The 23,848-nt window shown below is 69.7% G+C and carries 21 protein-coding genes; 9 read left to right on the forward strand and 12 right to left on the reverse strand.

What is annotated here, in order from left to right:
- Entirely contained in the window at positions 1-1,245 is a 1,245-nt protein-coding gene (gene mtaB / locus JWQ05_RS13605) for a tRNA (N(6)-L-threonylcarbamoyladenosine(37)-C(2))-methylthiotransferase MtaB (RefSeq protein WP_299659079.1), read from the forward strand.
- Positions 1,246-1,286: 41 nt separating this feature from the next.
- Here mtaB and JWQ05_RS13610 read toward each other — a convergent pair whose 3' ends face one another.
- Positions 1,287-2,006, reverse strand: coding sequence for an RluA family pseudouridine synthase (locus JWQ05_RS13610; protein WP_299659082.1), 720 nt, complete (start codon positions 2,004-2,006; stop codon positions 1,287-1,289).
- A 41-nt stretch (positions 2,007-2,047) separates the two neighbouring features.
- Here JWQ05_RS13610 and ftsY point away from each other — a divergent pair, with 41 nt between their 5' ends.
- Positions 2,048-3,469 carry a signal recognition particle-docking protein FtsY gene (ftsY, locus tag JWQ05_RS13615; protein WP_299659085.1) on the forward strand — a complete coding sequence of 474 codons (1,422 nt, stop codon included), beginning with the start codon at positions 2,048-2,050 and terminating at the stop codon, positions 3,467-3,469.
- A gap of 70 nt (positions 3,470-3,539) precedes the next feature.
- Entirely contained in the window at positions 3,540-4,157 is a 618-nt protein-coding gene (locus JWQ05_RS13620; protein WP_299659087.1) for a septation protein A, read from the forward strand.
- A 24-nt stretch (positions 4,158-4,181) separates the two neighbouring features.
- Here the strand turns inward: JWQ05_RS13620 and JWQ05_RS13625 are convergent, their stop codons facing one another.
- Positions 4,182-4,937, reverse strand: a complete 756-nt coding sequence (locus JWQ05_RS13625; RefSeq protein ID WP_366944599.1) for a Crp/Fnr family transcriptional regulator — start codon at positions 4,935-4,937, stop codon at positions 4,182-4,184.
- A 451-nt stretch (positions 4,938-5,388) separates the two neighbouring features.
- On the opposite strand from JWQ05_RS13625, the gene JWQ05_RS13630 reads away from it, so the two are divergent.
- Together JWQ05_RS13630 and JWQ05_RS13635 are read left to right on the forward strand one after the other, a co-directional pair.
- The gene (locus JWQ05_RS13630) at positions 5,389-5,619 is read left to right on the forward strand and encodes a hypothetical protein (RefSeq protein ID WP_299659092.1); all 231 of its coding nucleotides are present in this window, start codon (positions 5,389-5,391) and stop codon (positions 5,617-5,619) included.
- A gap of 174 nt (positions 5,620-5,793) precedes the next feature.
- Positions 5,794-6,510 (forward strand): Crp/Fnr family transcriptional regulator, encoded by a 717-nt coding sequence (locus JWQ05_RS13635; protein ID WP_299659095.1) that lies wholly within the window; start codon positions 5,794-5,796, stop codon positions 6,508-6,510.
- Between the two features lie 40 nt (positions 6,511-6,550).
- On the opposite strand, the gene JWQ05_RS13640 is transcribed toward JWQ05_RS13635, so the two are convergent.
- The 6 genes from JWQ05_RS13640 to JWQ05_RS13665 form a co-directional block, all read right to left on the reverse strand.
- Complete coding sequence (locus JWQ05_RS13640; protein WP_299659098.1) at positions 6,551-7,138, reverse strand: DsbE family thiol:disulfide interchange protein; 588 nt, start codon at positions 7,136-7,138, stop codon at positions 6,551-6,553.
- Positions 7,135-7,287: a heme exporter protein CcmD gene (gene ccmD / locus JWQ05_RS13645; protein WP_299659101.1), complete on the reverse strand. Its 153-nt coding sequence runs from the start codon at positions 7,285-7,287 to the stop codon at positions 7,135-7,137. Before ccmD ends, JWQ05_RS13640 begins: the two co-directional genes overlap by 4 nt.
- 76 nt (positions 7,288-7,363) lie before the next feature.
- The gene (locus tag JWQ05_RS13650) at positions 7,364-8,161 is read right to left on the reverse strand and encodes a heme ABC transporter permease (RefSeq protein ID WP_299659104.1); all 798 of its coding nucleotides are present in this window, start codon (positions 8,159-8,161) and stop codon (positions 7,364-7,366) included.
- 175 nt (positions 8,162-8,336) lie between these two features.
- The gene (locus JWQ05_RS13655) at positions 8,337-10,679 is read right to left on the reverse strand and encodes a PAS domain S-box protein (protein ID WP_299659107.1); all 2,343 of its coding nucleotides are present in this window, start codon (positions 10,677-10,679) and stop codon (positions 8,337-8,339) included.
- Positions 10,680-10,718: 39 nt separating this feature from the next.
- Positions 10,719-11,531 carry a Crp/Fnr family transcriptional regulator gene (locus JWQ05_RS13660; protein WP_299659111.1) on the reverse strand — a complete coding sequence of 271 codons (813 nt, stop codon included), beginning with the start codon at positions 11,529-11,531 and terminating at the stop codon, positions 10,719-10,721.
- Between the two features lie 189 nt (positions 11,532-11,720).
- Entirely contained in the window at positions 11,721-11,969 is a 249-nt protein-coding gene (locus JWQ05_RS13665; protein WP_299659114.1) for a hypothetical protein, read from the reverse strand.
- A gap of 226 nt (positions 11,970-12,195) precedes the next feature.
- Between JWQ05_RS13665 and JWQ05_RS13670 the strand changes: the two genes are divergently transcribed.
- On the forward strand, positions 12,196-12,411 hold the full coding sequence (locus tag JWQ05_RS13670; RefSeq protein ID WP_299659117.1) for a hypothetical protein: 216 nt from the start codon (positions 12,196-12,198) through the stop codon (positions 12,409-12,411).
- Positions 12,412-12,485: 74 nt separating this feature from the next.
- On the opposite strand, the gene JWQ05_RS13675 is transcribed toward JWQ05_RS13670, so the two are convergent.
- Positions 12,486-13,472 (reverse strand): hypothetical protein, encoded by a 987-nt coding sequence (locus JWQ05_RS13675; protein ID WP_299659169.1) that lies wholly within the window; start codon positions 13,470-13,472, stop codon positions 12,486-12,488.
- Between the two features lie 134 nt (positions 13,473-13,606).
- Positions 13,607-16,633 carry a transglycosylase domain-containing protein gene (locus tag JWQ05_RS13680; protein WP_299659120.1) on the reverse strand — a complete coding sequence of 1,009 codons (3,027 nt, stop codon included), beginning with the start codon at positions 16,631-16,633 and terminating at the stop codon, positions 13,607-13,609.
- 205 nt (positions 16,634-16,838) lie between these two features.
- On the opposite strand from JWQ05_RS13680, the gene JWQ05_RS13685 reads away from it, so the two are divergent.
- On the forward strand, positions 16,839-17,138 hold the full coding sequence (locus tag JWQ05_RS13685; protein WP_299659123.1) for a HigA family addiction module antitoxin: 300 nt from the start codon (positions 16,839-16,841) through the stop codon (positions 17,136-17,138).
- 7 nt (positions 17,139-17,145) lie between these two features.
- On the opposite strand, the gene JWQ05_RS13690 is transcribed toward JWQ05_RS13685, so the two are convergent.
- Entirely contained in the window at positions 17,146-18,780 is a 1,635-nt protein-coding gene (locus JWQ05_RS13690; RefSeq protein WP_299659126.1) for an AarF/UbiB family protein, read from the reverse strand.
- 221 nt (positions 18,781-19,001) lie between these two features.
- Between JWQ05_RS13690 and JWQ05_RS13695 the strand changes: the two genes are divergently transcribed.
- The gene (locus JWQ05_RS13695) at positions 19,002-19,646 is read left to right on the forward strand and encodes an MBL fold metallo-hydrolase (RefSeq protein WP_299659129.1); all 645 of its coding nucleotides are present in this window, start codon (positions 19,002-19,004) and stop codon (positions 19,644-19,646) included.
- Between the two features lie 219 nt (positions 19,647-19,865).
- Complete coding sequence (gene gyrB / locus JWQ05_RS13700) at positions 19,866-22,313, forward strand: DNA topoisomerase (ATP-hydrolyzing) subunit B (RefSeq protein ID WP_299659131.1); 2,448 nt, start codon at positions 19,866-19,868, stop codon at positions 22,311-22,313.
- 35 nt (positions 22,314-22,348) lie between these two features.
- On the opposite strand, the gene glpK is transcribed toward gyrB, so the two are convergent.
- Entirely contained in the window at positions 22,349-23,839 is a 1,491-nt protein-coding gene (glpK, locus tag JWQ05_RS13705) for a glycerol kinase GlpK (RefSeq protein ID WP_299659134.1), read from the reverse strand.
- Positions 23,840-23,848: the final 9 nt, after the last annotated feature.

The following is a 23,848-nucleotide window of genomic DNA, read 5'->3' on the forward strand; positions in this document are numbered from 1 at the left end:
ATGGCGGTGGAGACCCTGACATTCGGCTGCCGCCTCAACACCGTCGAGTCGGAGGTGATGCGCGGGCACGCCGAGACGGGGGCAGCCACCCGCGACCTCGTCATCGTCAACACCTGCGCGGTGACGGCGGAGGCCGGGCGCCAGGCGCGAAAGGCCATCCGCAGGCTAGCGCGCGAGCGGCCGGCCGCCGAGATCGTGGTGACGGGCTGCGGCGCGCAGGTGGAGACCGCCGATTACGCCGCGATGCCGGAGGTCGCCCGACTCGTCGGTAACGACGCGAAGAGCCGGGCGGACACCTGGTCCCGGCCGGGCCCGCCGGAGGCGCGCGCCGAGGTGGACGACATCATGGCGGTGCGCCACGCCGCGCCCACCCGGATCGCGGGCATGGCCGGGCACACCCGCGCCTTCGTGCCCGTGCAGAACGGCTGCGACCACCGCTGCACCTTCTGCGTGATTCCCTTCGGCCGCGGCAATTCCCGCTCCGTCGCGCTGGGCGATGTGGTCGAACAGGTGACGCGCATCGTCGAGGCGGGCGGGCGCGAGGTGGTACTCACCGGCGTCGACCTCACCGCGTACGGCCGGGATCTCATCGTCGGCTCGACCCTCGGCGGCCTCGTCCAGGCCATCCTCGCCCGCGTACCGGGGCTCGGGCGCCTGCGCCTCTCCTCGATCGATTCCATCGAGGCGGATGGGGCCCTGATGGAGGCGATCGCCGGCGAGGCGCGGTTGATGCCGCATTTCCACCTCTCGCTGCAGGCCGGCGACGATCTGATCCTGAAGCGGATGAAGCGGCGCCACGCCCGCACCGACGCGATCCGTTTCTGCGAGGCTGTGCGCGGAATGCGCGCCGACGCGGTGTTCGGCGCGGACCTGATCGCGGGCTTTCCCACCGAGACCGAGGCACAGTTCGCCCGATCCCTCGACCTCGTGGCCGATTGCGGGCTGACGCACCTCCACGTCTTTCCGTATTCCCCCCGGCCGGGCACCCCCGCCGCGCGGATGCCGCCCGTGCCGGGCGAAGTTGTGCGTGCGCGGGCCGCCCGCCTGCGGGAGGCCGGGGCCACGGCGCTGGCGGCGCATCTGGCGGGGGAGGTGGGCCGCACCCACCGGGTGCTCACCGAACGCGGCGGCCTCGGGCGAACCGAGGGATTCACGCCCGTGCGCCTGGCACCGGACACCCCGGCGGGTGTTTTTCGGGACGTGACCATCGCGGGCCATGACGGGCGCCTGCTGATCGCCGTGTGAGAGGGACGTCTGCGCAGGGGATCGTTGGACGCGCCGCGTGCTCACGGGGTGAGCGTGACGTCGTCCCCATGCCCGCATGCCGCGAGTCCCGCCCGCATATGCGCCGGGGCGGGCGCTTCGACACGGATGGGCGGTTTCTTCGGATAGAGCGGCAGGCTGAGGGCGCGGGCGTGAAGCTGCAGGCCGGGGCCACCATGGCGGGGCCCGGAGCCGTAGATCGGGTCGCCGAGGATCGGATAGCCCATCGCGGCGCAATGCACGCGGAGCTGGTGCGTGCGCCCGGTGACCGGCGAGAGGGCGAGCCAGGTCAGGCCATCGCCGCGCCCGATCACGGAGAAGCGGGTCAGGGCGGGATCGCCGGCCGGGTCGGCCTTCATCCACCAGGAGCGCGGATCGTCGGAGCGGCGGGCCAGCGCCAGGTCGATCGCGCCGGAATCCTGCGCCGGACCGCCCTCCACCAGGGCCCAGTAGGTCTTTTCCACCGTGCCGCTCGCCGCAAACAGCTTGTTGAGGCGAGCGAGAGCCTTGGCGTGGCGCCCGAGCGCCAGGCAGCCGGAGGTGTCGCGATCGAGGCGGTGGGCCGCCTCGGGGCGCCGGGGCAGGCCGAAGCGCAGGGCATCGAGGTGATCGGTGAGGGTCTCGCCGCCCTTCGGCCCGGGATGGACGGGCAAACCCGCCGGCTTGTCGATGACGAGCACCAGGGCATCGCGGTAGAGGAGGCGCGCGCCTATGTCTGTTACGAGGGCATCGGAAGGGGGCATGCCCTCGCGCTAACCATGCCGGGTCCGGGGAGCAAGTGGGAATGAGCGACGACAAGAGGCCGGGCTGGCTGCTGCGCAAGGTGTTCGGCACCAAGGAGGAGCCGCGCCCCGAGCCGGTGCCCGTGCAGCCGCCGGACCCCAAGCCCGCCTCGCCGCCCGTTCCCCAACCGGTGGTCGAGCCCGTCGCCCCGCCCCTCGAGTCGCCCGCCTCCCTCTCCGAGGGCCAGCCGGACTTCGCCACCGCCGCGACGGATGTCTCCCACGTCCCGCCCCCCCCGGGCGAGCCGGGCGAGGGCACGGGGGCAAAGAATGCCGTTCCCGACGAGCTCGAAGGCGCCGATCTCCAGCCCGTGGAGGGAGCCGAGGAGCGCCCGCCCGCGGGCACCGCCGGGGACGACCCGGGCCGCGGCGCGGAGGCCGCCGACACCACGACGCAAGCCTTCGCGCCCGAACCCGCGCGGGCTCCCGAGCCCGAACCCGAACCGGAGGTCTCGACACAGATCTTCATGCCGGAGCCCGAAGCGGGCGCGGAAGAGGCCAAGCGCGGCTGGTGGAGCCGGCTGACGGGGGGCATGAAGCGCACCTCCTCGGCGCTGACCGAGCGGGTCACGGGCCTGTTCACCAAGCGCAAGCTCGATGCGGATACGCTGGAGGAGCTCGAGGATGCCCTGATCCAGGCCGATTTCGGCATCGAGACCGCGATGCGGATCTCGGAGGCCGTCGGCAAGGGCCGCTACGAGAAGGGCATCTCGCCGGACGCGGTCCGCGAGATCCTGGCGGCCGAGGTCGAGCGCGCGCTCCTCCCCGTGGCGATCCCCTTCAGCATCGATACATCGAAGAAGCCGTTCGTGATCCTGATGATCGGGGTCAACGGCGCCGGCAAGACCACCACCATCGGCAAGCTCGCGCTGAAGCTGAAGGCGGAGGGGCACTCGCTCATGCTCGCCGCCGGAGACACCTTCCGGGCGGCGGCCATCGAGCAGCTCAAGGTCTGGGGCCAACGCACGCAGACGCCCGTGATCGCCCGCGCGCAAGGGTCCGACGCGGCGGGCCTCGCCTACGACGCCTACGAGGCGGCCAAGGCGCAAGGCACCGACGTCCTCCTGATCGATACCGCCGGGCGGCTCCAGAACAAGGCCGGCCTGATGGCGGAACTGGAGAAGATCCTGCGGGTGATCCGCAAGATCGACCCGCAGGCGCCCCACGCCGTCCTGCTCGTCCTCGACGCCACCGTCGGCCAGAACGCGCTCAGCCAGGTCGAGCTGTTCTCGAAGGCCGCCAACGTCACCGGCCTCGTGATGACCAAGCTCGACGGCACCGCGCGCGGCGGCATCCTTGTGGCCCTGGCGGCCAAGTTCGGCCTGCCCGTGCACTTCATCGGCGTCGGCGAGGGCGTCGAGGATCTGGAGCCCTTCGCGGCGCGGGATTTCGCCCGCGCCATCGCGGGGCTGGACGCGGACTGACCTCGACCCGCACCCGCTGAAACGCCTTGTCACGGCCCGCCGGCGTTGCGACCTCTCTATGATGGACCCCATGCAGATCGAAGCCGTCCCCCCGCGCCGCCACCTTCCGCCGCTTCTGAAGCTCGCCCTCGAGCTCGGGCCGCTGATGATCTTCTTCTTCGGCAACGCCTATGCCGAGCGCCTCGGCGTACACCCGGACCAGAAGCTGTTCGTGGCAACCGGGGTGTTCATCGCCGCCACCGTGGTGGCGCTGGCGATCCACTACGCGCTGATGCGGCGGCTGCCCATCATGCCGCTGGTGTCGGGCGTCGTGGTGGTGGTGTTCGGCGGGCTGACGCTCGCCCTGCAGGACAAGACGTTCATCATGATGAAGCCCACCATCGTGAATACGCTGTTCGGCCTCGTGCTGCTCGGCGGCCTCGCCTTCGGCAAGTCCCTGCTCTCGGTGGTGCTCGACTCGATGTTCGCTCTGACCGAGGACGGCTGGCGCAAGCTCACCTTCCGCTGGGGCCTGTTCTTCCTCGTGCTCGCCGTCATCAACGAGGTCGTGTGGCGCACCCAGACGGAGGATTTCTGGGTCAGCTTCAAGGTCTTCGGCATCATGCCGCTGACGATCGCCTTCGCGCTCGCCCAGACGCCCCTGCTGATGCGCCACGAGCGCAAGGAGCCCGGCGCCGGTCCGGTCTGACGCCGTTCGACGGACAGAACCCCTTCAGGCGCAGGCGAGGATGCGGGCGTACTCGGCTTCCGGAACCCCGTAGCAGGCCCCGGCAATCGCCATGAGGACCGCGCGATCGCGGATTCCGATGCCGCCGCGCCGGGTCTTCAGGGCGCCGGCGAGTTCGAGCATGCGCAGGCCCGTGGTCACGCCCGCCCGGCGCACCCCCAGCATCAGCGACAGCAGTTCGTGGGTGAGGGGGAGATCCTCGCGGTCGGCGCGGTCGTGGCACATCAGGAGCCAGCGGGCGAGGCGCTGCTCGATGGTGAATTGTGCGTTGCAGAGCGCGCCCTGCGCGAGTTGCACGGCGAAGACCTGGGCATAGCGCAGCAGGTGCTCGTGCAGGGGCCGGCTGACCGTCAGGGTCCGGCGGAAGGCCTCGGCCTCGATGCACAGGGTCCGGCAGGGAACCTGCACGAGGGTGGTGTGGGGGGAGGCATCGACGCCGTTGAGCAAGGAAAGGCCGGTCATGCCCTCGGGCCCGACGATGGCTACCTCGGCCTGAGTTCCGTCGGTCGCGTGTGCCACCACGGACAGCATTCCGGGCTCTGGAAAGTGCACGGCGGCAACCGGTTCGCCGGGCGCCTCGAGGATCGCGCCCTGCTCGAAAGAACATCGGACGAGATAGGGACGAAGTCGGTCGAAATCCTGCGCCGAGAGCGCGCGAAGCAGCCGGTTGCGAATGTCAGATTGAACGACGAACGACGTCACAACTCCAGCCATCTCAGAGCGGGAATCCGAGCGCATCATCCCCGGCAGCGCGATCCAATTCGGGCGACCCAGCGCACATGACACATCAGATGAGTATTGTGAATAGGATGTTTCCGTACGGTTTAGTGCGATATCGTACAGATTACTCTCGATAAAAATTCAGACACAACTGCAAGATTTACAAACAATGCAAGTTCGACAATTATGGCTCCAGGCGACGGATCTCTATCGAGGATATTCCATCCTGAATTGTGTTTTTACCGAACGTTTCCGAAGTTTCTTTTAAGCGGAAACCGAAGGCTGTTGTTTTGAAGTGACCCCTACTCAGCAAGTCTTACGTAACTCTCCGCGAATCGGACGCGCTTGAGGCCTGGGGGCTCGAGGCCTGAGGTTTCAGTGAGGACGAGAGCGGTTAGGTTGCGTTGCCCAAGCGGTGCCGTTCGACTCGCGCTCGATGCGGCCTGACCCCGGTGCGCGCCGGACGAGACACATGCCTCGGTACTTCCTCAATATTCGCGACCAGGACACCTTGATCGTCGATCCGGACGGCGACGAACTACCGAATCTGGACGAGGCGCGGGATCTGGCCCTGGAGATCATCCGCGACATCCTGGGCCGTCCCGAGACCTATGGCAGCGCCCGGCGCTGGAGCTTGCGGAGCTTCGAGATCACCGACGAAGCGGGCAACGTGCTCGCCACGATCCCGTTTCCAAGGGTGTGAGATCATACCATTCGGCGCAAGAACGAACCAAGCGCCGATTAAATCGATTGTACGACATTGTACAAACTACTGGATCAAGGTTCCCTAAGACGTCGATCCGGATATGAGAGACGTCCGTCCCAATCTCAGAGCAGCAACACTTTGGACGGCTGCCCCATCGAGCCGCAACATTTCATGTCGGTGCCGTCACAGCGATACGTCCGGAATCAGCTTCTCGGCATCCTCGACGGGAACGATTATGACGCCGTAAGGGCGGTTGTGGAGCCCATCGTCCTGTCGCGCTGGGACGTCCTCATCCCCGCCAACCAGCCGATCACGCACGCCTATTTCCTGGAATGCGGGATCGCCTCGGAGGTCGCCACGACGCCCGAAGGACGGCGGATCGAGGTGTGCATCACCGGGCCGGAAGGGCTGGTGGGCGTGCCCCTGCTGCTCGACGTCGACCGGACGCCGCACGAGACCTTCGTGCAGATCGAGGGCGAGGCGCTCCGGGTGGAATGCGACGCCTTTCGCAGCCTGATCGAGACGCGGGACAGCCTGCGCCGGGTCTTTGCCCATTACGCCTACGTGGCGCATCTCCAGACCGCCGATACCGCGCTTTCAAACGGCAGCCACACGCTCGAGGAACGTCTCGCCCGCTGGCTGCTGATGTGCCACGACCGGATCGAGGGCGACGAGTTCCCGGTCACGCACGAGTTCCTGTCGACGATGCTCGGCGTGCGCCGGCCGGGGGTCACCACCGCGATCCACAATCTCGAGGGCGGGGGGGCGATCAAGGCCCGACGCTCGCATATCCAGGTGCTCGACCGGGAGAAGCTGAACGCTGCGGCCGGCGACAGCTACGGGGTGCCCGAGCGCGAGTATCGCCGCCTGATCAACGCCACGCGCTGAAGACTGAGCCGGGCTCTGGAAAACGACGGCGCCGAGCGTCTCAGCGCGCAGCGGCCCGGATCTTGTCGAGCACGCCCGCATAGTTCTCCGGGGTAACGATGCCGACGAGCTTGTCGCGGATCGTACCGTCCGGCCCGATGATGAAGGTCTCGGGCACGCCGTAGACCCCGAAATCGATGCCGGTGCGGCCGTCCGTGTCCATGCCGACCGCCTGGAAGGGTACGCCGTTGCGCGTCAGGAAGCGGCGGCCGTTCTCGGGCGCGTCCTTGTAGTCGATCCCCACCAGCCGCACGCCGGGTTCGCGCGCCAGCCGCATGAGCTGCGGATGCTCGATCTGGCAGGGCGCGCACCAGGACGCCCAGAAGTTCACCACCGTGACGCCGCCCAGGAGATCGGCGCGCGCCAGCCCTGGGACGGCAGTGCCGTTGGCGGACAGGCCCGGCAGTGCCGGGAGGGTGAAGGCGGGCGCGGGCTTGCCGATCAGGACGGAGGGAATCGCCGCCGGGTCGGCGCCCGAACGCAGGCGCAGGAAGAAGATCGCGGCGAGCACGACGAAGGTGACGAGGGGCAGGATCACCAGGAGCGAGCGGCGTGCGGGTGCCGGAGTGTCCAGGACTGGCTCGCTCATGGGCGCTCTCCCGCGCCGTCCTGCAGGCCGGCGAGCGCCCGCTTCTGGGCGCGATGATCGCGCAGGGCGTGGACGATCAGGCCGGCCACGACGAGGGCGGTGAAGGCGTAGGCGCCGAGGATGTACCCGGCATGCGTCCCGAGATTCATGGTCCGAAGCTCAAGGTCGGGGAGGGGCCATCGTCGAGGGCGCGCAAACGCGGCGGCACACGGAGGGGCATCGCGCTCACAGGCCCTGGATCGCCTGGCCGATGGGGGAGGGCGCAGTTGACGGGCCGCGTGCCGGCACGGCTCCGGCATCCAATCGTTCCGCCTCGCGGATGGTCAGGGTGCGGACCCGGCGACGCAGGATCTCGGTGCGCATGGCGGCGAGATGCAGCGTCACCCCGAGGAGGGTGAAGGCGAGGATCATCTCCAGGAGCGGATAGAGCATGCTGGGGTCGATCGCGGAGCCGCCCATCCGCATGATCGAAGCCGGCTGATGCAGCGTCGACCACCAGTTCACCGAGAACTTGATGATCGGCAGGTTCACGGCGCCGACGAGGGTCAGGATCGCGATGGCCCTGGCGGCCCGGTTCGGATCTTCGATCGTCCGCCACAGGGCGATGATGCCGCAATAGATCAGGAACAGCACCAGCATCGAGGTCAGGCGCGCGTCCCAGACCCAATAGGTGCCCCACATGGGCTTGCCCCAGAGCGAGCCTGTGACGAGGCAGATCAGCGTGAAGGCCGCCCCGATCGGTGCAGCGGCCCGCTGCGCCACGTCGGCCAGGGGATGGCGCCAGACCAGGGTGCCCAGCGCCGAGAGCGCCATGGCGCCGTAGAAGAACACCCCGAGCCAGGCCGCCGGCACGTGGATGTACATGATCCGCACGGTCTCGCCCTGCTGATAGTCGGGCGGCACCACGAACCAGGTGAGGTAGAGGCCGGCGGCGAGGAGCAGCCCCGACAAGGCGGCGAGCCACGGCATCACGGGCTGCGTCCAGCGCAGGAAATGGCCGGGATGGGCAAGGCGAGTCCACATGCTCGGGCCCTCTACCCCAGGGTGCGGTGCAGCGGCAATGCGGGGGTTACGCACAGCCCGTCAGTTCTTCGTGCACGCCGCCGGAATCCGCCGGTTCGGCCGCTGCTGGCGTGTTCCGGCACACGCTTGTCGGAAATCATCACGCTTGTCGGAAGCGATCGCGATCGAACCCGGATCAGGAATTACCCTGGAAGCCGGCCAGGGGGGCCACCACGCGGCAGACGAGGCCGGTGGGCGCGTAGTCGAGGCTGATCGCGCCGCCGACCGCACCGACGAGCCCGCGCTCGATCAGCCGCGAGCCGAAGCCCTTCTGCGACGGCGGCGTCACCACGGGCCCGTTCGTCTCCGACCAGGACATCCGGACCGTCAGGCCGGTGGAACCCGCCTCCAGGTTCCAATCGAGGGCGACGCGGCCGTCGGGAACCGAGAGGGCGCCGTACTTGGCCGCGTTGGTCGCCAGTTCGTGCAGCATCAGCGCGAGCGACAGGGCGGCCTTGGCCCCGAGGGTGATGGGCGGGCCGGAGAAGCGGAAGCGGCCGGGCTGGCGGTCGTCGTGGATCGCGAGGGCGCCCTGCATCACCGCCTCGATCTCGGCGCTCTCGTGCGCGCCGGACAGCAGGATGTCGTGCGCCTTGCCGAGCGCGATGAGGCGGGCGGCCAGGGCCTCCTTGGCCGCCTCCACGTCGGTGACGTTGCGCAGGGTCTGCGAGGCGATGGCCTGGACCATCGACAGGGTGTTCTTCAGCCGGTGGCTGAGCTCGCGGTTGAGGATGCGCTGCTGCTCGTCCGCCTCGATCCGGGTCAGCCCGCCCCAGGCGCGCTCGGCGACCTCGCGGGCGAAGGCGATCTCGCCCGCGCTCCAGTCGCGCGGGCTGTCGTCGAGGGCGTAGAGGATGCCCACGAGACGGCCGCGCCGCAGGACCGGCACCTTGATGACCGAACGCAGGCCGAGCCTGGCATAGGCCACCGGATCGTCGACGCGCTCCGGCGTGGCGGCGATGTCGGCCACGCTGAGAACCTCGCCGCGCCCCAGGCGGGTCAGGCTCGCCGCCAGGGTCGTGCGCGCGGCGCCGAGCAGCCCCGGCGTCCCCGGCCCCTGCGTCGGTTCCTGGGCCGTCCAGTCCGGGGTGATCGCCACGATCGCCCCGCCGGGATCGACCTGGACGTAGCCGGCGCGGGCGACCCCGAGGGTGCGGCCCAGGCCCTCGGTGGTGGCCGCCACCACGTCCGCATGCGTGTTCAGGTCGCGCAGCCGGTCGCTCAAGGCGATCAGCGCCTCGCGCCGGGATTCCGTGCGCTTCTCCTCGGTGATGTCCTCGATCATCGCCGTGGCGTGGACGTCGTCGCCCAGGCTCTGCGAGACGAGGTTGACCCGGGCCCAGATGATGCGCCCGTCCATGCGCCGGTAGCGCTTTTCCAGGCGCAGCTGCATGGTCTGACCGGAGGACAGGCGCGCGTGGAGCGCGGCGCGCTCGGTATCGTCCTCCGGCGGCGTCCAGCGCGCGAGGGAATGCCCGAGGATCTCCGATTCGGGGGCGCCCCAGATCTCGCAGAGCTTGGCGTTCACCGCGAACGCCCGCACGGTGCGCGGATCGAACTGGACGATGCCGATATTGGCGCCCTGGAACACCGCGCGGAACTGGGCTCCGACGCGGTTGCGCTCGGTGATGTCGAGCATCGCGCCGATCATGCGCACCGGCGCGCCCGCGGCGTCGCGGACCATGTAGCCCCGGTCGAGCACGTCGGCATAGGAGCCGTCGGCCCGCAGGAAGCGGTACTCGTGCCGCCAATCCTCCCCCCCGCCCGCGATCACGGCGCGGATATCCGCCTCCACGGCGGCACGATCCTCCGGGTGGATCTGCGCGAGCCACCAGGTGCCGGTGGTCTCGATCCGGTCCTGCGTCCAGCCATAGGCGGTGGTCAGGGCCTCGTTCCACAGGATGGTGTCGGCAACGAGGTCCCAGTCCCAGATCGCGTCGTTGGTGGCGCGCGCCACCAGGCGGTAGCGCTCTTCCGTGGCGCGCAGGGCGATCTCGGCGGTCTTGGTCTCGGTGATGTCGCGCACCGTGCCGACGAGGCGGATGGGGCGGCCGGACCGCGTCACCAGTTGGCCCCGCGCCGCGAGCCAGCGCGGCGTGCCCGCGGCGTCGATGCGGCACTCGCAATCGAACGTGCCCGGTCCCGCCGGATCGAGGGCGGCGCGCAGGGCCGCGTCTACCCGGGCGCGATCGTCCCGGTGCAGGGCCGGCAGAAAGGTCTGGGCGTAGGTGAGGGGCGCCTCCGGGCCGATGCCGAACAGCGCGCGGGCACGCGCATCCCAGTTCAGGGTACCGGTCTCGACGTCGTAGTCGAAGATCCCGATGCCGGTGGCCTCGACGGCGAGCCGCAGCAGGAGCGTGTCCTCGTTCGGCGGCACGCGAACGCCCGCCGGGGCGCCACGCTCCGGCGAAAGCAGCGCATCCGGCTCTGAGCCGCCCTGCGGCATGCCCTGCGGCCCGTCTGCGGCTGGCGTCGTCATGGAGCGGTCGGGGCGGGGCCGAGGCCGGGACTGGGGCAATCAGGCCGGCTCGGAATTGGCGAAAGCCCAGAGCGCCTCCGGTCCCGGCCGCTGGGGCGGCGCTTCCACCGCGAGGAGCTGGCCATCCAGGCCGTAGATCGCCCCGAGCACCGCCTCGTAATGGCGCCGGACGACGCCGTGGCACTCGCAGGCCGCGGCCTCGGCATCGAGCCGGCTGCGGATGATGATGCGGCCGCGGCCGATCTCGATCAGGCCCTGCCGCTGGAGGGCGCTGAGGATGCGGGTCAGGTAGGTCCGTTGCACACCGAGCATGGCGGCGAGCAGCTCGTGCGTCACCGGCAGCGATTCGCCGCCGATGCGGTCCTGCAAGGTCAGGAGCCAGCGCAGGCAGCGCGCCTCGATGGGGTGGAGGGCGTTGCAGGCCACCGATTGGAGCACCTGGGCCAGCAGGCAATCGCCGTAGCGGGTGAACAGGTTGCGCAGGGCGGGCGAACGGCGCTTGGCATCCTGGAGACGCGCCGCATCGAGGCGCAGTATCGGGCCGCCGAGCTGGACGACGGCCTGGGTCGAGGCCGGCAGGAAACCGCTGCTGACGACCCCGCCGACGGCGCCCTCGCGGCCCACAGTGGCCGTCTCGGCGCTGCGGCCATCCCGCATGACCACCATCAAGCTGACGACGGTCTGCTCACAAGGAAACGCAATGGTGGTGACGGAGGTACCGACCTCGAACAAAGTCTCGCCGCGCCGGCAAGCGGAAAATTCAAGATGTGGATCGAGCAACGCCCGGTCCTCGGGCCGCAAGCCGTCGAGGAGAAGATTGCCCGGAACGGGCAGGCCTGGGGCCAAAGCCATGGGACGCGCTGTGTTCACCGTCTGTCTCTTCGGCCTGTAGCGCATCGCCGTCGCGGCCGTCTGTCTATAAATAGACATAACTGAGACAATTTTGGCGAATTCATGGGTCGCGCGCAGGCTCGGCGCGACAAACGTCGAAAATACCTCATCGCGATGTCATGGGACCGCCTTCGAGGTCGCCGACGAAGCTCAGGCCTGTCCGGCCTCGTCACCCTCGCCGATGCAGTCGAGGGCACGCTCCACGGCCGTCACGGCGTCGAGGAGGTTCTGGACCGTGCGCTCGACCTCGCGGGCCGGGCGCCCCATCGCGGCGGCCCGGGCACTCACGACCTCCAGCTGCTCCAGGAGCGCGAAGAGGTCGTCGGCGACCGCCACCACGTCGGTGACCGCGACCGGCGGGGCCGGGGGGCGTCGGAGGAAGGGAACCACGTTGCTCATTGGCACCATGTCTCGCGTGTTCGCGGGCAAAGCGCCAGCCTGCGGGGATCGGGATTCCACATGTTCGACCCTAAAACGGCCCGATCCTTCCCGAGGTGGTGAGCGTTTTCGTGGCGCAGCGACATCACTCCGCCGGGAACCGGCGACGATTCGTTAGCCTTGCGCTTGACGCGGCCGCGCACTCCGCAGCACCACGGACGACACCTCGCCACCAGGATCCCGACCCATGCGCCTTCGCCCCATCGTCCTCGCGACCACCCTCGTGGCCGGTCTGTGCGCCTGCAACAGCGACAGCCCGAGCGGCCGCAGCGGGGTCTCGGACGCCTTCGACACCAGCAACTACGTCCGCTCCAACGACACCAACGGCACCCAGACCCGCCGCGACGTGAACCGCCAGTTCACCCAGCCCTCGATGCCCTCGATCGCCAGCCGCGGAAACTGAGTGGAGCCGGCATCCGCCCGGCGACGCCGTCGCGCGGATCTGGCGAGAGACCCGGGTGACGTGCGCGGAAGAACTCAGTTCTTCGCCAGGGCGTCCGCGAACGCGATCATGCGGTTGCGGGCGTAGGTCGGCAGGCCGGCGCTGATCGAGGTGCCGGTGTTGAACGACGAATTGCCCATCAGCACCTGGGCCGGCAGCAGGTTCTTGAGCACCGGCACGCGGGCATATTCCTGCTTGCGGTCGAGGACGTCGGCCTTGATCGCGAGGGCCATGTAGGTGGTCACCACCGTCCGGCTCGGATCGCCGGGCATCGGCTGGAACACCGCCAGGAACTTGCCGAAGCGCAGGATCTGGTTGACCCAGAAGATCGTCTGCTCCAGCCCGCCGGTCACGGGGGTGTCGAGCTTCGTCAACCCGGCGAGCGCTCCGGCGTCCGCCGACGGCAGGGTGCGCAGCTCGCTCTGGAACGAGACGAACTCGGCGATCTTCTTCGTGGCCCCGTCCTCGAGCCGGTTGGCGAGCTTGACGCCCAGCGGCAGCTTGCCCTCGAGGTCGTAGCGCGACTCGATGCAGGTGGTCCCCGCCTCGCACCAGGGCCGGTCGGGCCGCTTGGCGAAGGCGGCGGCCGGGTCCTTGTTCGGCGTGGCCTCGGCGGGGTCGAGGGCCTTGTGCTTGATCACCGGGTCCATCTTCGCGACGAACCCGAGGGTGGCGTAGGACGCCAGATCGATGCTCTCGGGCGCCTTGTTCACCACGAAACGCCCCTGCGCCACGTAGACCTTGAGGGTCTCGTGCCGGCGCTTGGCGACCCCGTTCAGCGTCTGCATGTAGTCGGGCTCGGCATAGGCCGGGTGGGGTGCCAGGGCGGCGCGCTCGCCCGGACGCAGGCGGCCCCAGTCGAGATACGGAACGAGGCCGCTCTCGGGCTTGGCCGGGTCGTCGCGATGATCCGTGAACAGGATGGTGCCGGGCTTCAGGCCCGTGACACCGGCGGCCTCGATGGCCGGCACGTCCTTGATCCGGTCGGCGCCGGCCGGGGTCGCGGGGGGCTGCTGCTTCATGCCCTCCTGGGCCTGGGCCGGCCGCAGCGCGGCCATCCCCGTCAGGACCAGGGCGAGAAGAAGGGTCGCCGGAATTTGGCTGTGCACGTCGAGGCCTCGAAATTCCACGGGAGGGTGGTGGGGCGAACCCGGCTCTAGAAGCGGGGATCGTCCCCGAACAGGTAGTCGGGGTCGCGGCGGCGCGGACGCGGGCGGACCTCCTCGTCGTCACCGAAGGGCGAGCGCTGCGTGCCCGGCCAGGGCTGGTAGGTTTCCCCTTGCGCCCGGCGGCTGCGCCGCTCCCCGAAGGGATCGAGGAGGTCGGAATCGGGCTGCGCGCGCCGGCCGGGGGCCGGATCGCCGAAGAGGCCGCCGGCGACGTCGGGTGCGGTCTCGTCGGCGCCGAGATCCCCATCGTCGGCATCCGGGCGCATCGCCGTGCGGGTCTCGCGCGGCAGGAGCTGGTACTGGGTATCGGCCATGCGGCCGTCCTTGATCCGGAAGTGCTCGCGAAAGCCCCCGCCCTCGACCCGTTCGCCGCTGCGCGGGTCGATGCTGACATCGGCGAGGTACGGGCGCGCCTCGGGGGAGGGCGCAGCCAGGGGCGTACGCGGCACCCCGTTGGCCCAGGCCGCCTGCAGGATGGTGCCGGCGATGGGCACCGCGAGGTGGCCGCCGGTCTGCCCGCGCCCGAGCGTCCGGCGGGTGCCGTCGGCGTTGTCGTAGCCGACCCAGACCACGATGGTGATCTCGTTGGTGAAGCCCGCGAACCAGGCGTCGTTCTCGTTCTCCGAGGTGCCGGTCTTGCCCGCGATCGCCGATGAAAAGCGGCTGAGCGCGGCGGCGGTGCCGTGGTTGGTGACGCCCTGCAGCATCGTCTTCAGCTGGTAGAACGCGACGCGGTCGGCCGATGCGATGCGCGTCGGCGCCCGCGCCTCTCGGGTGTAGAGGGTCTTGCCGTCCCGCTCGACGGATTCCAGGGCGTAGGGGGCCGGACGGGCGCCCTCGTTGGCGACCGCCGCGTAGAAGGCGGCCAGATCCACCATCCGCACGGGCTGCGCGCCGAGCACGAAGGGGTAGTAGCGCTCGCACTCGGCGTAGATCTGCGCTTCCAATGCCAGATCGCAGACCTTCTGCAGGCTGGCGGGCGCCCTGTCGGCGATGCCACCCTGGAGGAGGCGCGCGGTGACGAGGTTCTTGGAGAATTCGAGCCCGCGCCGAAGGGTCGTGGCGCCGGCCCCGCCGCCCTCGTAGTTCTTCGGCGACCAGGAATCGCCGACCCCGCCGATGGGCGGCAGGGTGATGGCCGAATCCATGACGAGGGTGTTGGGCTGGAGCCCAGCGTTCAACGCCGCGAGATAGGTCAGCGGCTTCAGGGTCGAGCCCGGCTGGCGCACGGTCTGGGTGACGCGGTTGAGCTGGCTCAGCGGGTAGGAGAAGCCGCCCGCCATGGCGAGGATGCGTCCGGTCCGGTTCTCCAGCACCAGGGCGGCGCCCTGGACACTCGGCCGGACGCGCAGATCCGCGCGGGGTGTGCGGGCGCTCGGGTCGCGCAGCTTGACCCGCACCACGTCGTAGGGCTGGAGCCTTCCGCGGGCGGGGCCCGGCTCCAGGCTGGCGGTGCGGCCATCCGCGAGGCCGACCTTCGCCGCGCCGCCGCGCCCCGTGTCGAGCACCACGGCGAGCGGCCAGTGCACGTCGTAGAGCACCGGCCGGGCGGTCTCCAGCGCCCGCTGCCACGTGGGCTTCGGGCGCTCGATGGCGGCCGAGGCCTTTTCGGCGGCCGCCGCCACCTTGCGCTCGGCGCGGGTCTTCGGCGCCGGCACGGGTTTGGGCGCGTCGCCGACGAGGAGGGGCACGCCCAGCGGCGAGGCCTCTGCGGCCGGTGTCGCGCCCTCGAGCTTGCGCACCGCCTCGGCGAGGTTGAATTCCGGCCCCTCGTAGCGCTGGCGCCCGGTGGACCGCTCGTAGGTGGCGAGCCCCTCCTGCAGGGCCGTCTCGGTGGCGGTCTGCAGGCCGGCATTGAGGGTGGTCCGCACCACGTGGCTGGCGGCGGTGAGCGATTCGACGCCCGCGAAGGTGCGGACCTCGCGCGCGAGATGGTCGACGAAGTAGAAGCCGGAATCGCGCCGCGCCGACTCGATGGGCTTCAGGCCCAGGGGCGCGTTGGCCGCCTCGCCGAGTTGCGCCTCCGTGATGACGCCCTCCTCCTTCATGCGCGCCAGCACATAGGCCCGGCGCTCGCGCGCCCGGTCGGGGTACTTGTCGGGGTTGTAGAAGTTCGGCCCCTTGGGCATGCCGGCGAGCAGAGCGGCCTCGGTCACGCTGAGCTGGCCCACCGATTTGCCGAAATAGCTGCGCGCGGCCATCTCGATGCCGTAGGCGCCGCGCCCGAGATAGATGCCGTTGAGGTAGAGTTCCAGGATCTGCGGCTTGCCCAGGATGTGCTCCAGGCGGGAGGCCACGATCATCTCGCGGATCTTGCGCTCGTAGGTGACGTCGTCGCCCACCGACAGGTTCTTGACGACCTGCTGGGTGATGGTCGAGCCGCCGGCCGGGCGGCCGGGGGAGGCGAGGTTGCCGATGAAGGCGCGGATCACGCCGCGCTCATCGATGCCCTTGTGGCTCTCGAAGCGCTTGTCCTCCGCCGCCACGAAGGCCTTCTGGACCATCGCGGGCACCTCGGCGATGGGAACGCTGAGGCGCCGGCCATTGGCCTCGAAGGCCTCCGCGTAACGCTTGCCCGCCCCGTCGAGGATGAGGCTGGCACCGGGAAGCTTGCGCTCCTTCAGGGCCTCGGCGGAGGGCAGGTCGATCAGGGCCTTGTTGTAGAAGGCGATGACTTCGCCCGCGTCGAAGGGCGAATCCTTCGGGGTCTCGCCCTTGCAGAACTGGCGGTAGCCGATGTTGAGCTCGCCGATATCGAGCCCGTGCAGGATCTTCGGCGCGCTCGCGCCGGCCATGGCGGAAGGGTCCTCCATGGCGGTGGAGATCAACTCGTCGAGGTTGATGTCCTCGATGTCGAAGGCCTTGCGCATGTGGGCGCAGCCGTCGCGCAGGATCTGCACGACCTCTCCCTTGTCGGCCACCGGATCGAACTGCGTCTTCACCGCATCCGGCCGCGTCGTGACCTGACTGAGCGTCAGCGCGGTGGCGAACAGCTTGATCAGGATGATGTTCATGCGGGCCGGGATACCGGGAGGTGAAACGTGTCGCGGAGGGGCATCGCAGTCATAACCCGGACCACGGGCCGAAGCGCGGCAGATGCGGCGCACAAGGCGGCTGATTTAAGGACGCGCGACGGTCTCGACGTTGCGACGGACCGGGTCGGGACCGTAGAATTTGGACCTTATCGATACCCTTCGGGCACGACGGAGAAGACCGACCATGCCCCGCGTTCGCACACATCCCGGTGAAATCCTGATCGCGGAATACCTGACACCGCTCGGTCTCTCCGCCCGGCAGGTGGCGGCGGAGATCGGCGTTCCGCCCAACCGGCTGTCCGAAATCATCCAGGAGCGGCGCGGCATCACAGCCGACATCGCCATCGGGCTGGGCGTTCGGTTCGGAACATCGCCGCTCTTCTGGCTCAACCTCCAGAATGCGCACGATCTGTCGAAAGCGCACGCGACCATGGATTACTCCACCGTGCACCCCTGCGAACCGGGCGCCGTCGCGCCTCCGTAGGCCCCGGCTACTTGTTGCGCCCCAGCAGCACCAGCCAGCCGATCCCGATCACGCACACCACCGCGCCCACCGTGATGAAGGCCGGCGTGCCCAGATCCATGAAGCGGGGCGCGAGCTGCGTCGCGAAGGCGGCCACGATGAGGGCCACGGCGATGCGGGCGGCGGCGCGCTCGATGCCACGGGTCAGCTTCTCGATGCCCTTGAGTTCGATCTCGACGGTGACGCGGCCCTGCTTCAGGCGCACCAGCATGAGGTGGATCAGGGTCGGGAGTTCGGATGCGGCGCCGAACAGGCCGGCGCCCACCGCCTCGACCTTGCGGGTGATACCCTTGATCGAGAATTGCGAGGCGATCTTGCGCTTCACCGTGGGCCCGGCCGCCGAGAACAGGTCGAAGCCGGGGTCGAGCTGGCGCATCACGCCGTCGGCGGTCACCAGGCCCTTGAACAGGATGGCGAGATCGGTGGGCATGGCGAGGTCGTTCTCGCGGGCCATGGTCATGAAGTCGGTGAGGAGCGCGCCGAAATCGAGGGAGGCCCCGGTGTGGCGGGCGACGAACGCCTGCGAGGAGGCCTCGAGCTTGGTCAGGTCCGGGTTGCTCGATCCGCTCCAGTCGAGGAGCACCGCCATCAGCCCATCGGAATCCTCCTTCAGCATCGCGCCGATCAGCATCAGGAGCTGGGTGCGGCGGCGCTGGGACAGGCGCCCGATGATGCCGAAATCGATGAAGCCGATCCGGTTGTCCGGCATGATCAGCATGTTGCCGGGATGCGGATCGGCGTGGAACACGCCCTCGATCAGCGCCATCTGCAGGAAGGCGTCGGTGCCCTTCTGGGCGAGCAGCACCTTGTCGTAGCCGGCGGCATCGAGGCGGGCGTGATCGTTGGGCGGGATGCCGTGCACGAATTCCTGCACGAGCACGCGCTCGGAGGTCCATTCCCAGTGGATCTTCGGGACCACGATGTCGTCGCGGTCGGCGAAGATCGCCGCGATGGTCTCGCAGTTGCGCGCCTCGTTGATGAGGTCGAGCTCGCCGTAGAGACCGCTGGCGAGGTGGCGCATCTGCTCCTGGGGCTGGTAGCGGCCGAATTCCGGCCACTCGTCCACGACGATGCGGGTGGCGTGCCCCATCAGGCGCAGGTCCGCCTCGATGGTCTTGCGCAGGCCGGGCCGCAGCACCTTGACCACCACCTCCTCGCCGCTGTGCAGGCGGGCGCGGTAGACCTGCGCGATCGAGGCCGCGGCGAGCGGCTCGGTGTCGAACTCGGCGAAGACCTCGGCGGGCGGCGCCCCGAGATCCTCCTCGAGCTGGGGCCGGATGCGCTCCCACGGGATCGGCTTGACCTGACTGTGGAGCTTCTCCAGCTCCTCGGTCCATTCGGGGGTCAGGAGGTCGGGCCGGCTCGCCAGGATCTGGCCGAGCTTCACGAAGGTCGGCCCAAGGGTCTCGATGGCCCGGCGCACGCGCTGGGGCTGCGACAGGCGGGCGATGTCGACCTGCGGCGTCCGACGCTTGGCGAGGCGCGCCACCTGCGCGAGGCCGAGGCGCTCCACGACCTTGGTGACGCCGAAACCGATGAGGACCGAGGCGATCTCCCCGAGGCGCTGCCGGTCCCGTGCGGCGACGAAGGCGGTTTTCAGCATGTGCGCAAGGGACCCGGGAGGGGAGGGGAAGCCGGCCGGAACGTGGGGCCGCCCGTTGGTTAAGACTCCGCTAGCCCCGTGGCGAGGCCGAAGTTTGACCACGCGCCCCGCGCGACGCGCGGCGGATTCGCGCCCGCGCCGATCTCGGGCTAGAGAACGGCCTCCCGCGCCTTGCCGGCGCCACCCCGCGCCGTCGCGGCGCCATCCCCGCGAGACCAGCGATGCCAGGAACGCCCCGCGCCGGAATCATTCCGGTGACCCCCTTCCAGCAGAACTGCACCCTGATCTGGTCGGACGAGACGAAGGTCGGCGCGGTGGTCGATCCCGGCGGCGACCTCGACCGGATTGAGGCGGCGATCGCGGCCCAGGGCATCACCATCGAGAAAATCTTGCTGACCCACGGCCACATCGATCACGCGGGCGGGGCGGCCGAGCTGCGCGAGCGCCTCGGCGTCCCGATCGAGGGCCCGCACGAGGCCGACCGCTACCTCCTCGACAGCCTGCCGGAGACGGGCGCCAATTACGGGATCGACGGCGCCCGGGTGGTGACGCCCGACCGCTGGCTCGCCGAGGGCGACGTGGTCGAGGTCGGGGGGCTGGCCTTCGACATCCTGCACGCCCCCGGTCACTCCCCCGGCAGCGTCGTCTTCATGAGCCGCGACGCGCGCTTCGCCCTGGTCGGCGACGTGGTGTTCAAGGGCTCGGTCGGCCGCACCGACCTGCCCGGCGGCAGCCACGACCAGCTGATCCGGGCCATCAAGGACAAGGTGCTGCCGCTCGGCGACGACGTCGCCTTCATCCCCGGCCACGGACCGACCAGCACGCTGGGCGAGGAGCGTTTGACGAACCCGTTCCTGCAGGATTGAGGACGTCGGTGGACGCTACGCATGGCCCCGAAGCGGCCTTGACCGGGGATTAACAGGACCGGGCGCATCATGCGGGTGTTTCCGGCCCTCAAGGGCCGAGAAACGATGCATTCTCAAGGCGAAACGCCTATATCGCGTGAGTAGACGAAACGCAGGCGGCAAGGGCCCGGCCTGGGGCAGACAAGCCCGACCCGAACGCCCGCCTGCCCGAGGAAGTCCATGTCCGACAGCTCCCATAAACTCGCAGCCGATGCCTACGGCGCGGAATCCATCCGGGTCCTCAAGGGGCTCGACGCCGTGCGCAAGCGCCCCGGCATGTATATCGGCGACACCGACGACGGCTCGGGCCTGCACCACATGGTCTACGAGGTGGTCGACAACGCCATCGACGAGGCGCTCGCGGGCCACGCGGACCTCGTCACCGTGATGCTCAACGCCGACGGCTCCGTGACGGTGTCCGACAACGGACGCGGCATCCCCACCGACATCCACAAGGAGGAGGGGGTCTCGGCGGCCGAGGTCATCATGACCCAGCTCCACGCCGGCGGTAAGTTCGACCAGAACTCCTACAAGGTCTCCGGCGGCCTGCACGGCGTCGGCGTCTCCGTCGTCAACGCGCTCTCGCAATGGCTCCGCCTGCGCATCTGGCGCAACGGCAAGGAGCACGCGATGGAATTCCGCCACGGGGACGCGGTCTCGCCCCTCGTGGTGGTGGCGGACGGCAACGGCCGGCGCGGCACGGAGGTGTCGTTCCTGCCTTCCACCGACACCTTCACGATGATCGAGTTCGACTACGCGACGCTGGAGAAGCGCCTGCGCGAACTCGCCTTCCTAAATTCCGGCGTCCGCATCGTGCTGACCGACGCGCGCCACGCCGAGCACAAGCGCGAGGAGCTCTACTACGAGGGCGGGATCGAGGCCTTCGTGCGCTACCTCGACCGCTCGCGCAAACCCATCGAGGGGATCGCCAAGCCGGTCTTCGTGCGGGCCGAGCGCGACAACATCCGCGTCGAGGTGGCGCTCTGGTGGAACGATTCGTTCAACGAGACGGTGCTGCCCTTCACCAACAACATCCCGCAGCGCGACGGCGGCACCCACATGGCGGGCTTCCGCGCCGCGCTCACCCGGCAGATCACCGGCTATGCCGAGTCGTCGGGCATCGCCAAGCGCGAGAAGATCTCGCTGACCGGCGAGGATTGCCGCGAGGGCCTGACCGCCGTGATCTCGGTGCAGGTGCCCGACCCGAAATTCTCATCCCAGACCAAGGACAAGCTGGTCTCGTCGGAGGTGCGCCCGGCCGTCGAGAACGTGCTGAACGAGGGCCTGTCGAACTGGCTCGAGGAGAACCCGACCCAGGCCAAATCCGTCATGGGCAAGGTGATCCTGGCGGCCTCCGCCCGCGAGGCCGCGCGCAAGGCCCGCGAGACCGTGACCCGAAAAGGCGTCCTCGACATCGCCTCGCTGCCCGGCAAGCTTGCCGATTGCCAGGAGCGCGACCCCTCGAAATGCGAGATCCTGCTGGTGGAGGGCGATTCCGCCGGCGGCTCGGCCAAGCAGGGCCGGGACCGCACCTTCCAGGCGGTGCTCCCCTTGCGGGGCAAGATCCTGAACGTCGAGCGGGTGCGCGCCGACCGGATGCTGTCCTCCGACCAGATCGGGACGCTGATCACGGCGCTCGGCGCCGGCATCGGGCGATCGTCCACGGATCGCGAAGGCTTCAACGCGGAGAAGCTGCGCTACCACCGCATCATCATCATGACCGACGCGGATGTCGACGGCTCGCACATCCGGACCCTGCTCCTGACCTTCTTCTACCGGCAGATGCCGGAGGTGATCGAGCGCGGGCACCTCTACATCGCCCAGCCGCCCCTCTACAAAGCCTCGAAGGGCAAGCGCGACCTCTACCTCAAGGACGAGCGCGCGCTCGAGGACTACCTCATCGACGCGGGCGTCGAGGGCGCCGTGCTGCGCCTCGCCTCCGGGGTCGAGTTCGGCGGCCCGCAGCTCAAGACGCTCGTCGAGGAGGCGCGCCAGTTCCGCGGATTGATGCAGGCGCTCCACACCCGCTACGACCGCGCCGTGGTCGAGCAGGCGATGATCGCCGGCGCCTTCCGGGTCAATGTCGACGAGAACGCGGCGGAAGCCGAGGTGCTGGCAGGCCGGGTGGCCCAGCGCCTCGACCGGATCGCCGACGAGATCGAGCAGGGCTGGGAAGGGTCCGTGCACGAGGGCGGCTATGTCCTGAGCCGGACCTTGCGCGGCGTGCGCCAGGTCGCGACCCTCGACGCGTCCCTGATCGCCTCGCAGGAAGCGACGCGCCTCGCCGACCGGGCCGAAGCCCTGCGCGATATCTACCACGAGCCCGTGACCTACGCCCGCAAGGGCGACGAGACGACCCTGCACGGGCCCGTCGGCCTGTTCGAGGCGGTGATGGCCTTCGGCCGCAAGGGCTTGCAGCTCCAGCGCTACAAGGGTCTGGGCGAGATGACCGCCCAGCAGCTGTGGGAGACGACCCTCGACCGCGACGTGCGTTCGCTTCTGCAGGTGAAGGTGAAGGACACCCAGGACGCGGACGACCTCTTCGTCAAGCTGATGGGCGACGTGGTGGAGCCACGCCGCGAGTTCATCCAGGACAACGCCTTGAGCGTCGCCAATCTGGACGTCTGACACGCAGTCCGCCCGCGCCGGGGCGGACATTCGCATCAGGCCTGGTGGCGCAGGGCCCGCACCGCCGAGTGCCAGCCGGCGAGGCGGCGGGCCCGCTCGTCGGCCTGGATCGCGGGCGTGAAGCGCCGATCGAGGCGCCAGGTCTCGGCGAAGGCCTCCGGGTCCGGGTAGAGCCCGGCGGTCCAGCCGGCGAGGTAGGCGGCCCCCAAGGCGGTCGTCTCGCGGATCACCGGGCGGTCCACGGGCACGTCGAGGAGATCGGCCAGCCGCTGCATCGTCCAGCACGAGGAGACCATGCCGCCATCGGCGCGCAGCACCAGACCGGCCCCGGCCTCGGGCCAATCGGCCCGCATCGCCTCCAGCAGATCGTGGGTCTGGTAGCAGACGCTCTCCAGCGCCGCGCAGGCGATCTCCTTCGGGCCGGTGTCGCGGGTGAGCCCGAACAGAGCCCCGCGCATGTCGGGTTCCCAATGCGGCGCGCCGAGGCCGACGAAGGCCGGCACGAGGTAGACCCTGGCGGCGGGATCGGCCTCGGCGGCGAGAATTCCGCTCTCGGCGGCGTCCCGGATCAGACCGAGGCCGTCGCGCAGCCATTGCACCGCCGCCCCGGCGACGAAGATCGAGCCCTCGAGCGCGTAGGTCCGCACCCCGTCGAACTGATAGGCGATGGTGGTGAGGAGGCGGCTCGACGAGGCCCGGGCCTCGCTCCCCGTGTTCAGGAGCGCGAAGCACCCGGTTCCATAGGTGGCCTTGACCATGCCGGGCGCGAAGCAGGCCTGCCCGATCGTCGCGGCCTGCTGATCGCCCGCGACGCCGCGGATCGGGATCGCCGCCCCGAAATGGGCGGGGTCGGTGCGGCCGAAATCGCCCGCGCAGTCGCGCACCTCCGGCAGCAGGGCGCGGGGGATGCCGAACAGGGCGAGGAGATCGTCGTCCCAGGCGCCGCGATGGATGTCGAACAGCGCCGTGCGCGCCGCATTCGTCGCGTCCGTGGCGTGGAGGCCGCCGGTGAGGCGCCACAGCAGCCAGGAATCCACCGTGCCGAACGCGAGTTCGCCGCGCTCGGCACGCGCCCGCGCGCCCGGGACGGCATCGAGAATCCAGGCGATCTTGGTGGCGGAGAAATAGGGGTCGAGGATCAGGCCCGTGCGGCGGGTGAGCAGGGGCTCGTGCCCGTCCGCCTTCAGCCGCGTGCAGTGGTCGACGGTGCGCCGGTCCTGCCAGACGATGGCCCGGTGGATCGGCCGGCCGGTCGCCCGATCCCAGACGAGGGTGGTCTCGCGCTGGTTGGTGATCCCGAGGGCGGCGATCGCACTCGCCCGCGTGCCGGTCTGGACGAGGACCGCCCGCACCGTGTCGAGGACGCTCAGCCAGAGGTCCTCGGGATCGTGCTCGACCCAGCCGGAGGCCGGATAGTGCTGGGGGATCTCGGCCTGGGCCAGCCCCAGGATGGAGAGGTCCGGCCGGAACAGCACCGCCCGCGAGGAGGTGGTGCCCTGGTCGATGGCGAGCACGAAGGCGGTCATGCGCGGAGT

The organism is Methylobacterium sp. (genome assembly GCF_028290105.1).
Lineage (GTDB): Bacteria > Pseudomonadota > Alphaproteobacteria > Rhizobiales > Beijerinckiaceae > Methylobacterium.